Here is a 12116-nt window from a genome sequence, read left to right on the forward strand (position 1 = left end):
CCATCGTGCCTCGTACCGTCAGGGACGTCGTCTTCGTCGACGGCGTCCGCACCCCGTTCGGCAAGGCGGGCCCGAAGGGCATCTACCACGAGACCCGAGCCGACGACCTCGTCGTGAAGGCGATCCGGGAGCTGCTGCGACGCAACCCCGGTCTCGACCCGAAGAAGGTCGACGAGGTCGCCATCGCCGCGACCACGCAGATCGGCGACCAGGGCCTGACCATCGGCCGCACCGCGGGCATCCTCGCCGGGCTGCCGCAGTCCGTCCCCGGGTACTCCATCGACCGCATGTGCGCGGGCGCGCTGACCGCCGTCACGACCACGGCCGGTTCGATCGCGTTCGGCGCGTACGACGCCGTCATCGCCGGTGGTGTCGAGCACATGGGCCGCCACCCGATGGGCGAGGGCGTGGACCCGAACCCGCGGTTCGTCAGCGAGAAGCTGGTCGACGAGTCCGCCCTGTTCATGGGCATGACCGCCGAGAACCTGCACGACCGCTACCCGCACATCACCAAGCAGCGCGCCGACGAATACGCCGTGCGCTCGCAGGAGAAGGCCGCCAAGGCGTACGCCAACGGCAAGATCCAGGCCGACCTGGTGCCGATCTCGGTCCGCCGTACCAACGCTGAGGCGGGCGAGACGGGCTGGGGCCTGGTCACCGCCGACGAGCCGATGCGCCCGGGGACGACGCTGGAGAACCTGGCCGGTCTCAAGACGCCGTTCCGCGTGCACGGCAGGGTCACCGCCGGTAACGCGGCCGGTCTCAACGACGGCGCCACCGCCTCGATCATCGCGTCCGAGGACTTCGCCCGCGAGAACAACCTCCCGGTGAAGATGCGCCTGGTCTCGTACGCCTTCGCGGGCGTCGAGCCGGAGGTCATGGGCTACGGGCCGATCCCGGCGACCGAGAAGGCCCTCGCCAAGGCGGGCCTGTCGATCCAGGACATCAACCTCTTCGAGATCAACGAGGCCTTCGCCGTCCAGGTCCTGGCCTTCCTCGACCACTACGGCATCGCGGACGCCGACGAGCGCGTCAACCAGTACGGCGGCGCCATCGCCTTCGGGCACCCGCTGGCCTCCTCCGGCGTCCGGCTGATGACGCAGCTGGCCCGCCAGTTCGAGGAACAGCCGAACGTCCGCTACGGCCTGACCACCATGTGCGTCGGCTTCGGCATGGGCGCGACGGTCATCTGGGAGAACCCTCACTTCGAGAACGCTGCCGGAGGCAACAAGTGAGCACCACCGCTGAACTCCTCAAGGGCGCGGCCGAGTTGTTCCCCGACGAGGTCGTCACCCAGGCGCACGTACGCCACCTGGATCTGCCGTTCAAGGCGGGCCGTTTCGCCCTCATCACCCTCGACAACGGCCTCGACCACACCAAGCCGACCACCTTCGGGCCGCAGTCCCTGGCGAACCTCAACACCGCCATCGACCAGGTCGAGAAGGAGGCCGCGGCCGGTGAGATCGTCGGTGTCGGCGTCACCGGCAAGCCGTTCATCTTCGCGGTCGGGGCGGATCTGAAGGGCGTCGAGCTCCTCAAGAACCACGACGACGCGCTCGCCATCGGCAAGGGCGGCCACGAGGTCTTCAAGCGCCTCGCGGCCCTGGCCGTGCCGACCTTCGCGTACTACAACGGCGCGGCGATGGGCGGCGGCGTCGAGGTCGGCCTGCACTGCAAGTACCGCACGGTCTCGAAGGCGCTGCCCGCCTTCTCGCTCCCCGAGGTCTTCCTCGGCCTGGTCCCCGGCTGGGGCGGCTGCACCCTGCTGCCGAACCTGATCGGCGCCGACAAGGCCGTCTCGGTGATCATCGAGAACTCGCTCAACCAGAACAAGCAGCTCAAGGGCCGGCAGGTCTACGACCTCGGCATCGCCGACGCCATCTTCGAGGGCGCGGACTTCCTGGAGCAGTCGCTGATCTGGACGGCTCAGGTGCTGAAGGGTGACGTCGAGGTCGAGCGCCCGGTCATCGACCGCGGCGAGGCCTGGGACCAGGCTGTTGCCAAGGGCCGCTTCATCGCGGACGGCAAGGTGCACGGGGCGGCCCCGGCCGCGTACCGCGCCCTGGACATCATCGCCGCGGCCAAGAACGGCGACCTCCAGCAGGGGTACGACGCCGAGGACGTGGCCCTCGCCGACCTGATCATGGGCGGCGAACTGCGCGCCGGGATCTACGCGTTCAACCTGGTCCAGAAGCGCGGCAAGCGCCCGGCCGGTGCCCCGGACAAGAACCTCGCCCGTCCGGTGACGAAGGTCGGTGTCGTGGGCGCGGGCCTGATGGCCTCGCAGTTGGCGCTGCTCTTCCTGCGCCGCCTCGAAGTGCCCGTCGTTCTCACGGACATCGACCAGGAGCGCGTCGACAAGGGTGTGGGCTACGTCCACGCCGAGATCGACAAGCTGCTCGGCAAGGGCCGTATCAACCAGGACAAGGCCAACCGCCTCAAGGCGCTGGTCACCGGTGTCCTGGACAAGGCCGAGGGCTTCGCGGACGCGGACTTCATCATCGAGGCCGTGTTCGAGGAGATCGGCGTCAAGCAGCAGGTGTTCGCGGAGGTCGAGGCGGTCGCCCCGGCACACGCGATCCTCGCCACCAACACCTCCTCGCTGTCGGTCTCGGAGATGGCGTCGAAGCTGAAGAACCCCGAGCGGGTCGTCGGCTTCCACTTCTTCAACCCGGTGGCGGTGCTGCCGCTCCTGGAGATCGTCCGGGGCGAGGCAACCGACGACGCCTCCCTCGCCACGGCCTTCGCCGTCGCCAAGAAGCTGAAGAAGACGGCGGTTCTGGTGAAGGACGCCCCGGCGTTCGTCGTGAACCGCATCCTCACCCGCTTCATGGGCGAGGTCCAGAACGTCATCGACGAGGGCACCCCGGTCGAGGTCGCCGAGAAGGCGGTCGAGCCGCTGGGCCTGCCGATGTCCCCGCTGGTCCTCCTGGAGCTGGTCGGCCCCGCGATCGGCCTGCATGTCTCCGAGACGCTCAACAAGGCGTTCCCGGACCGCTTCAAGGTCTCCCCGAACCTCAAGCGGGTCGTCGAGGCGGGCAAGCGCGGCTTCTACGTCTACGACAGCGGCAAGCCCGAGCTGGACCCGGAGGTCGCCGCGCTGCTGAAGCAGGGCGACTCCGTCCTCACCGAGGAGCAGGTGCGGGCGCGCGTCCTGGAGGCGGTCGCGCAGGAGATCGGGCTCATGCTCGACGAGGGCGTCGTCGCCGAGGCCCAGGACGTCGACCTGTGCCTGATCACGGGCGCCGGCTGGCCGTTCCACCTGGGCGGCATCACGCCGTACCTGGACCGCGAGGGCGTGTCGGAGCGGGTGAACGGCAAGAAGTTCCTGGCTCCGGGCGTGGCGTCGGTTCCGGCGTAACCGGCGTAGTACGGATGTGACGAGGGCCTCCGCGGTGTGCGGAGGCCCTCTGTCATGCGCTCGCGTCGTCCTGCTCGGCCGTGGCGAGGCGCGCTTTCAGTTCGGCGTTCTCCGTCTCCAGGGCGATGATGCGCTTGCGGGCGAAGTACAGCTCCATGACGGCGTCGTGGAACTCGGAGATGAGTTCTTCGGGGGTCAGTTGCATCTCAAGCCCCCTTACGCCGACGCGACCTGGGTGACCTTGCCGTTGCCACCCTTCCAGTACAGGGCGCCGTCCTGGGCGTAGAGGGAACCGCCGCCGAGTGCGGCGGGCGCGTTCGTCGGTACGGCGGAGACGTCCGCGAGCCGCACCGCGCCCTCGGCGAGCACGGCCGACGCGGCGTTCTCGGCCCGCTGGACCACGTGAAGCTGGGCCTGGGGCGTGGCCCCGCGGGCTGTGCCGACGCCGATCCGCCCCGTGCCCTTGATGATGAAGTCGTCCAGGCCGGGGGTGTTCCGCACGGCGACGAGGTTGCCGGTGGTCGGGCCGTCGGTCGCGGTCAGGTAGATGCCCTGGGCGGCGGTTCCGGCCGTGCGGAGGTCGAGCGAGAGGGCGGCGGCGCCCTGGTCCGAGCCGTCGGCGTACCCCATGTGGGAGATCTTCAGCGTGCCGCGTGCGGTCTCCCTGCCGGTCAGGTACATCGCCGAGGTGTCCGGGTTGTCCGAGGTCACGTTGAGCGCCACGGCCTCCCCGGAGGCGCCCTTGTGGTTGATGGTGACCGTGTGCGCCGTCGTCGAGGTGCCGTAGAACTGGGCCGGCGCGGTGTACTGCGTGTACTCACCGTCGTCCGCTGCGGCCTCCGACCCGCTGACGGCGACGGTCACCGCGCCCGCGGTGAAGCCGCCGAGGAATACTCTGCGCCCAACTGCCATGGGTGTACTCGCTTTCCGTGTGGTTTTCCGTGTGCAGGCGTCATGTGATCACCCTTCGCCGGACGAGACAATCGAGTTCGCTCATCCCCGCGCCCTGAGGGTGAAGCGCCCCTTCTTCGGGGCATGACCCCGGAGTCGGTCTATAGTTCGGATACATTGTGGTGTTCGACAGCCGTACGGGCCCGGCCTCTCCCCCCACTCGTGCCCTCCCCCCACGTTCGAATCCCGGCATCGAGTCAAGCGATGAGAGAGGACACCGAGGCATGACGCATGCCCTGACGGACACGGAATCAGGCAGATCCCGGCGTGCGCCGTCCGGCGGCCGGACCGACAAGCCACGGCGCCGCAGGGTGTGGCGCTGGATCGCGCTCGGCTTCGTCCTGCTGTTGCTGGCGGGCGCCGGCACCGGCTACTGGCTCTACAGCGACCTGAACGGCAACATCGACGGCGTCGACCTCGACAAGGCGATCGGCGAGGACCGCCCCGAGAAGCTGCCTACGTCGGGGCGGAACATCCTGGTCCTGGGCTCCGACTCGCGCGCAGGGGACAACGCCGAGCTCGACTCGGGCAACGTCTCCGGTGCCCGCTCCGACACCGCCCTCGTGATGCACATCCCCGAGGGCCGCACCAGCGCCGTCGCCGTCAGCATCCCGCGCGACACCCTGGTCACCCGCCCCGAGTGCACCACGTCGGACGGCTCCACGCTCCCGTCGGCGAACCGGGTGATGTTCAACTCCGTGTACTCGCTCGCCGGTTCCGCTTGTGTCGTCAAGACCGTGGAGCAGATGTCCGGCGTCCGCATGGACCACTTCATGGAGATCGACTTCGCCGGCTTCAAGGAACTGGTCGACGCCATAGGCGGTGTGACGGTCACCATCGACCAGGACATCAAGAACGGCGCCAACGGCCTGAACCTGAGTGCCGGTACCCACAAGCTGAACGGCACCGAGTCGCTCGGGTTCGTCCGGACCCGGTACGGCGTCGGCGACAGCAGCGACCTGAGCCGTATCGGCCTCCAGCAGCAGTTCATGATCGCGCTGCTGAGCGAGGTCAAGCAGCAGGACCTGCTGGGCAGCCCCACCAAGGCCTACAGGATCGCCAATTCGCTCACCGAGTCGCTCACCACCGACTCCGAGCTGGCGTCCCTGACGAAGCTGGCGGACTTCGGGCGCAGCATGAACGGGGTCGACCCCGCCACCATGGAGACGATCATGCTGCCGGTGGAGTACGACAAGACCGATCCCAACCGCGTGGTGGCCGCGGAGCCGCAGGCGACGCAGCTGTGGAAGGCGATCCGCACCGACTCGGAGATCCCCGAGTCCGCCAAGAAGTCCCCCGCCACGGGCGGCTGACAACCCGGCACCTGACACACGACGAGGCGGGCCACCCCGACCGGTGGCCCGCCTCGTCGTGTTCCGGTGGGCGCCGGCGTCAGACGCGGGTCGAGGGAGGCATCGCCAGGCCCTCCTCGTCCTTCTGCCGGGCGATGTACAGGGCGCCGTCGGCGCCGATGGTCCCGAGCACGACCTTGCCGTACGCGTCACTCACCAGCGCGGGGGTGCCCACGCAGCGCGCCCGGGTCGGCGACCACCAGACGCCGGCCTGCTCGTTCTCCGTGCCGCTGGCGGCGAGCTGGACCTGTCCGTCGCGGTCACGATGGGCCAGTACGGTGCAGTCGTAGCCGTCGATCGTCGTGCGCAGCGGGGCGACGGGGCCCCCGGCCGGTGTGCCGCCGAGCGGGATCGCCTCGCTGCCGGGACGGTGGGCGACGATTCCCCCGGTCGCCGGGTCGGTCCAGTAGTACGTGGCACGGTCGGGCGCGGTCTCCAGCCCGACGGCGCTGCCGCGGGCCACCGCCAGCGGGGTGTCCGGGATCCGGCGGAAGTCCCCGCCGGGCTGGTCCTGCGCCCAGCGCGTGATCAGGTTCTTGCCGCCGACCATCGCCTCGACGCGTCCGGAGGCGTGGGCGACCGCGGCGACGGGGCCCTGCACCCGGCTGCCCTTGATGTCGGTCCACCGGCCCCACTTGCCGCTGGGCAGCTCCCGCCGCAGCGTGACGCCACCGCCCGCGTTCCGCACGAAGACGTGCACGATTCCGGCGGTGTCGACCACCGCGGTCGGCGCCCCGAGCCGCGCCGCCTTCTCGCGGACCTTGTGCGGGTTGCCCAGCGGGCGCCACTCGGTGACGGGGCGGCCGGTCTGGTACTGGACGGCATGCACGAGGTTCACGGCAGGCGGGCCGTCGTCCTTGGGGACCTCGCGCCGGCCGAGGAAGTGGACGTAGCCGTCGGTCCCTTGGGTCACCGAGAGGTGGGTGAGAGCGGGCACGGGAAAGAGGTCCGGGCCGCTCCACCGCGGGTCGCCGGGCCGGGTCTGGGTCCAGCGCAACAGGCCGTCGTGGGTTCGGGCGTACGCCGTGAGCCTGCCGTCCTTGCCGAGGACGAGCCAGGACCCACGGAGCGTGGCCACGGCGGCCTGCCGCTCGCCTCCGGCCCTCTTCTCACCGGTTCCGGCCGCTTCCCCCTGGGCGGCGGCGCGCCCGGCTCTGGTCCGCATGACGACCTGTCCCTCCCCATGACGCTCGGCGCGGCTACCGGCCGCCCTCTCGCGCCAGGAATGCGAGAGGCAAGCGCGCCCATCATAAGATGATCGTTCCGCCAGCTCTGTGAGAGCCTGTGTCATATCCCCGGCCGGATCAGCGCACGTCGTCATGGGGTCCCCCCGCTCGAGCGCAGCCGAGAGTGGGGGAGCGTGCGATCGCAAGGCGCCGGAAGGTCCTCGATGGGGGCGGCCCCGCGCGAGCGAAGCCGAGCGTGGGGGAGGAGCTACCAGGGCCTTTCGGCAACACGGCTGGGGGTCCCCCACGCCCTTAAGGCAGTGGGGGAGTGCGTGCCAGGCGGCGGGCGCCCGGCCGGGGATATGACACAGGCTCTGACCACCACCATGGGACCCTGTCCCCATGGCTGACCCACTGCTCGTGATCATCGACGCCGCCAACGTCATCGGCTCCGTCCCCGACGGCTGGTGGCGCGACCGCCGCGGGGCCGCCGAGCGGCTCCGGGACCGGCTCGCGCGGGACGGGATGCCGGGGCGCGGGGAGCAGGTCGAAATCGTGCTCGTGGTGGAGGGCGCGGCTCGCGGTGTGGAGTCCGTGCCGGGAGTACGCGTCGAGTCGGCCTCCGGCAGCGGCGACGACCGGATCACGGAACTGGCGGCCGAGGCCCACGGCCGCCCCTGCCTGGTGGTGACCGCCGACCGCGAACTGCGGCGCCGGGTCACCGAGACGGGCGCCGAGGTCACCGGGCCGCGTGCGGTGCGGGCCGGACAGGACTGAGGCTGTGTCACGTCCCCGGCCGGGGACGTGACACAGCCTCACCAACGCGCACGGCCGCCTGCCGGTACGTCAGTCGCGGGCGGGCTCCACCTGGTCGACCGCCTCGGCCGTGGTGCGCGCGAAGCGGCCGTCGAGCTTGGAGACGAGCCCGGTGACCTGGCGGGCGATGTCGGGCGCGGTGAGCCCGATCTCCGCCATGACCTCGGCGCGGGAGGCGTGGTCGAGGAAGCGCGGCGGGATGCCGAAGTCACGGAGCGGAACGTCCACGCCCGCGTCGCGCAGGGACTGGGCGACGGCCGAACCGACGCCGCCGACGCGGGAGTTGTCCTCCACGGTCACGACCACGCGATGCTGCTCGGCGAGCGGGGCCATGGCCTCGTCGACCGGCTTGACCCAGCGCGGGTCGACGACCGTGGTGGAGATGCCCTGCTTGTCGAGGAGGCCGGCGATCTCCAGGCACATCGGCGCGAGGGCGCCCACCGACACGAGGAGCACGTCCGGGGCGTCCGTGCCCGGCTCACGCAGCACGTCCATGCCGCCGATCCGGCCCACGGCGGGTACGGCGGGGCCCACGGTGCCCTTGGAGAAGCGGACCACGGTCGGCGCGTCGTCGACCTCGACGGCCTCGCGCAGCTGGGCACGGACCTGGTCGGCGTCGCGCGGGGCGGCGAGCCTGAGGCCGGGGACGACCTGGAGGATCGACATGTCCCACATGCCGTTGTGCGAGGCGCCGTCGGTGCCGGTGACGCCGGCCCGGTCCAGCACGAAGGTGACCCCGCACTTGTGCAGGGCCACATCCATCAACACCTGGTCGAAGGCACGGTTGAGGAAGGTGGCGTACACGGCGAAGACGGGGTGCACCCCGCCCGCCGCGAGGCCCGCCGCGGAGACGGCGCCGTGCTGCTCGGCGATGCCGACGTCGTAGATACGGTCCGGGAAGGCGTCCGCGAACTTCTTCAGGCCGACCGGCTGGAGCATCGCCGCGGTGATGGCGACGATGTCCTCGCGCTCCCTGCCGAGTTCGACCATCTCCTCGCCGAAGACGGAGGTCCAGTCGGCGCCCGATGCCTTGATCGGCAGGCCCGTGTCGGGGTGGATGGGGCCGATGCCGTGGAAGCGGTCGGCCTCGTCCTGGAGGGCGGGCTGGTAGCCGCGGCCCTTCTCCGTCAGGCAGTGCACGATCACCGGGCCGCCGAAGCGCTTGGCGCGGGCGAGCGCGGACTCCAGGGCCTCGACGTCGTGCCCGTCGATCGGCCCGACGTACTTCAGGCCGAGGTCCTCGAACATGCCCTGCGGCGCGATGAAGTCCTTCAGCCCCTTCTTCGCCCCGTGCAGGGTGTCGAAGAGCGGCTTGCCGACGACGGGGGTGCGCTCCAGCAGATCCTTCCCCCGGGCCAGGAAGCGCTCGTAACCGTCGGTGGTGCGCAGCGTGGCCAAGTGGTTGGCGAGGCCGCCGATCGTGGGGGCGTACGAACGCTCGTTGTCGTTGACGACGATGACGAGCGGACGGTCCTTGGCGTCCGCGATGTTGTTGAGCGCCTCCCAGGCCATACCGCCGGTGAGGGCGCCGTCACCGATGACGGCGACAACGTGGTCGTCGCGTTTCCGCAGCTGGTTGGCCTTGGCGAGACCGTCGGCCCAGCCGAGGACCGTCGACGCGTGGCTGTTCTCGATGACGTCGTGCTCGGACTCCGCCTGCGACGGGTAGCCCGACAGGCCGCCCTTCATCTTCAGCTTCGAGAAGTCCTGACGGCCGGTGAGCAGCTTGTGCACGTAGGACTGGTGGCCGGTGTCCCAGAGCACCTTGTCCTTCGGCGACTCGAAGACGCGGTGCAGCGCGATGGTGAGCTCGACCACACCTAGGTTCGGGCCGAGGTGGCCGCCGGTCTTGGAGACCGCGTCGACGAGGAAGCTCCGGATCTCCCCTGCCAGCAGGTCCAGCTCCTCGAAGCTGAGCCGGTCCAGATCGCGCGGTCCCCTGATGCGGGTCAGCAGCGGCACCCGTGCCTCCTTGCAGTAGAGCTGATCGACCTTTTGCCAGGCTTGTCGAGTCTAATGTTCCGCCTTCCACGGCGGCGTCCGGCCTCCGCGTCATACATCACGCGATCGGCCGTAAACCATCCTGCACCGCCATACGCGTACGAAACGCCCCCGAGCGCAAAGAAGTGCCCGACACCACCATGGCACCGGGCACTTCCTGTCACAGAGGGGACTGCAGCGCGCCCCTGAAGGGGCGCGGGGCTGTGTCAATTTGCGGCTCCGCCGCGTGGGCGCGACCAGCCACACACAAACCCGCAGCCGACAACCAACCGCAACCCCGACGGCGCCCCCTGCTCAACCGCTACGCGCGCCCCGCCGACTTCTGCGTACGACGCGACACCGAGTCCAGAACCACCGCGGCCAGCAGCACGGCCCCCGTGATCATGTACTGCACGGCCGCACTGGAGCTGCCCTGCATGTACAGGCCGGTCATGATCGACTGGATGACCAGGATGCCGAGCACCGCCGACCACGGCGTACCGCGGCCGCCGAAGAGGCTGGTGCCGCCGATGACGGCCGCCGCGATGGCGATCATCAGCATGTTGCCGCCGCCGAGGCTGGAGTCGGAGACACCGGACTGCGAAGCGATGAACAGACCGCCGAGGCCCGCGAGGGTCCCGGAGATGGTGAACACCGAGATCCGGATCAGGGCCACGTTGATACCGGCACGGCGGGCGGCCTCGATGCCGCCGCCGACGGCGAAGACCTGACGGCCGTAACGGGTGCGGCGCAGGACGAAGCTGGCCAGCACGACGATGCTGATGAAGATCGTGATGCCGAGCGGCAAGCCGCGCGCCTGGTTGAAGACGGCCGCGATACCGAAGGCGAGCGCCGCGACGACGCCGGACCGCAGCGCGATCTCGCTGAGCGGACGGTGCGGCAGGTCGACCGCCTTGCGGCGGCGCTGCTCGCTGAGCTGGGACAGCAGATGCAGGGCGACCGCGACGGTGGCCGCCGTGTTGGCCCAGGCGATGTTGGAGAAGTAGGTGTTGTTCAGCGAGTGGACGACGCCGTCGGGGATGTTGTTCAGCGACAGCGTGTTGCCGAGGACCGACAGTTGCAGACCGCTCCAGCCGAGGAAGCCGGCCAGGGTGACGACGAACGCCGGGACGCCGATCTTGGCGAAGAAGAAGCCGTGCAGCGCACCGATGAGAGCGGCGCCGACGACGGCGATCAGTACGGCGAGCGTTTCGTTCATGCCGTTCTTGACGGCCATCACGGCGGAGGCCGCGGCGGTCACACCGGCGATGGAGCCCACGGAGAGGTCGATCTCGCCGAGCAGCAGCACGAAGACGATGCCGGTGGCCATCAGGCCGGGGCCGACGATGTACTGCGCGATGTTGGTGAGGTTCGACGGCTCCAGGAAGCGGCCGGTGGTGAACTCGAAGATCGCCCAGATGACGATCAGGCCGGAGACGACCGGGACCGCGCCGAGTTCACCGCCGCGGATCTTCCGCTTGAACTCGTTGAAGTAGCCGGCCAGGCCCTCCTCGCGGACGAGGAGGCGGGGGTCGACTGCGGGGATGGCGCCGTCGGCGGCCTCGGGATTCTCGACGATGTGCTCGTCGGTCGCGGTCGCGACGGCCTCGGTCGTCCCGGCGGCGGAGGTCTTGTCGGTGGTCACTTCTGTACCTCCCCGTTGCTGCGGGCCGCACGACGGGTCACGGCGTTCTCCGTGGCGCCCGTGATGGCGGAGATGATCTCTTCCTGCGAGGTGGTCTTGACCTCGAAGACGCCGTTGTTGCGGCCGAGCCGCAGCACGGCCACCGTGTCGGCGACGGCCTTGACGTCGGCCATGTTGTGGCTGATGAGGATCACGGCGAGGCCGCGCTCGCGCAGCCGCTCGACCAGGTCGAGGACCTGGGCGGTCTGCTCGACGCCGAGGGCGGCGGTGGGCTCGTCGAGGATCACGACCTTGGGGTCGCCGACCAGGGCGCGGGCGATCGCGACGACCTGGCGCTGACCGCCGGAGAGCGAGGCGGTCGGGATGCGCACGCTGGGGATGCGGATGGAGAGGGTGTCCAGGAGTTCCTTGGCGCGCTTCTCCATGGCGACCTCGTCGAGCACCGAGGCCTTGCCGAGTTCGCGGCCGAGGAACAGGTTGGCCACGACGTCCAGGTTGTCGCAGAGGGCGAGGTCCTGATAGACGGTGGCGACACCGAGGTTCTGGGCGTCGTGCGGCCGCTGGATCCGGACCGGGTTGCCCTCGAACTCGATGATGCCCTCGTCGATCGGGTGGACACCCGCGATCGTCTTGACGAGGGTCGACTTACCTGCGCCGTTGTCGCCCACGAGGGCGACCACTTGGCCGGCGGAAATCTCCAGTTCGACATCGGTGAGGGCCTGAACCGCACCGAACCGCTTGGACACTCCGCGCAACGCCAACACGGGCGTAGCGGACACATGAACCATCTCCTTCGCCGCCTGACCGGCGGGGATACCGCGCGCTGGAAGAGCAGCACCGGGGTT

10 protein-coding genes are annotated in these 12116 nt (G+C 69.9%); 4 read left to right on the plus strand and 6 right to left on the minus strand.

All coding sequences use genetic code 11. The features are described 5' to 3' along the window. The first annotated feature begins 5 nt into the window (after positions 1 to 5). Positions 6 to 1235 (plus strand): thiolase family protein, encoded by a 1230-nt coding sequence (locus tag ACWD3C_RS17980; protein WP_451144934.1) that lies wholly within the window; start codon positions 6 to 8, stop codon positions 1233 to 1235. Beyond that, complete coding sequence (locus tag ACWD3C_RS17985) at positions 1232 to 3361, plus strand: 3-hydroxyacyl-CoA dehydrogenase NAD-binding domain-containing protein (RefSeq protein WP_451144936.1); 2130 nt, start codon at positions 1232 to 1234, stop codon at positions 3359 to 3361. Before ACWD3C_RS17980 ends, ACWD3C_RS17985 begins: the two co-directional genes overlap by 4 nt. 52 nt (positions 3362 to 3413) lie before the next feature. On the opposite strand, the gene ACWD3C_RS17990 is transcribed toward ACWD3C_RS17985, so the two are convergent. Beyond that, positions 3414 to 3566, minus strand: coding sequence for a hypothetical protein (locus ACWD3C_RS17990; RefSeq protein WP_451144938.1), 153 nt, complete (start codon positions 3564 to 3566; stop codon positions 3414 to 3416). 11 nt (positions 3567 to 3577) lie between these two features. Then, the gene (locus ACWD3C_RS17995; protein ID WP_451144940.1) at positions 3578 to 4273 is read right to left on the minus strand and encodes a hyaluronoglucosaminidase; all 696 of its coding nucleotides are present in this window, start codon (positions 4271 to 4273) and stop codon (positions 3578 to 3580) included. A 263-nt stretch (positions 4274 to 4536) separates the two neighbouring features. On the opposite strand from ACWD3C_RS17995, the gene ACWD3C_RS18000 reads away from it, so the two are divergent. Continuing rightward, entirely contained in the window at positions 4537 to 5625 is a 1089-nt protein-coding gene (locus tag ACWD3C_RS18000) for an LCP family protein (RefSeq protein WP_451144942.1), read from the plus strand. A 79-nt stretch (positions 5626 to 5704) separates the two neighbouring features. Here ACWD3C_RS18000 and ACWD3C_RS18005 read toward each other — a convergent pair whose 3' ends face one another. Further along, on the minus strand, positions 5705 to 6829 hold the full coding sequence (locus ACWD3C_RS18005; RefSeq protein ID WP_451144944.1) for a hypothetical protein: 1125 nt from the start codon (positions 6827 to 6829) through the stop codon (positions 5705 to 5707). Positions 6830 to 7232: 403 nt separating this feature from the next. On the opposite strand from ACWD3C_RS18005, the gene ACWD3C_RS18010 reads away from it, so the two are divergent. Next, positions 7233 to 7607: an NTP pyrophosphohydrolase gene (locus ACWD3C_RS18010; RefSeq protein WP_451144946.1), complete on the plus strand. Its 375-nt coding sequence runs from the start codon at positions 7233 to 7235 to the stop codon at positions 7605 to 7607. A 69-nt stretch (positions 7608 to 7676) separates the two neighbouring features. On the opposite strand, the gene dxs is transcribed toward ACWD3C_RS18010, so the two are convergent. The 3 genes from dxs to ACWD3C_RS18025 form a co-directional block, all read right to left on the minus strand. Then, the gene (dxs, locus tag ACWD3C_RS18015) at positions 7677 to 9608 is read right to left on the minus strand and encodes a 1-deoxy-D-xylulose-5-phosphate synthase (RefSeq protein WP_451144948.1); all 1932 of its coding nucleotides are present in this window, start codon (positions 9606 to 9608) and stop codon (positions 7677 to 7679) included. Between the two features lie 340 nt (positions 9609 to 9948). Continuing rightward, complete coding sequence (locus ACWD3C_RS18020) at positions 9949 to 11271, minus strand: sugar ABC transporter permease (protein WP_451144950.1); 1323 nt, start codon at positions 11269 to 11271, stop codon at positions 9949 to 9951. Beyond that, the gene (locus ACWD3C_RS18025; RefSeq protein ID WP_451144952.1) at positions 11268 to 12059 is read right to left on the minus strand and encodes an ATP-binding cassette domain-containing protein; all 792 of its coding nucleotides are present in this window, start codon (positions 12057 to 12059) and stop codon (positions 11268 to 11270) included. The genes ACWD3C_RS18020 and ACWD3C_RS18025 overlap by 4 nt, the downstream gene beginning before the upstream one ends. Between the last annotated feature and the right edge of the window lie 57 nt (positions 12060 to 12116).

The organism is Streptomyces sp. NPDC002845, assembly GCF_053591955.1.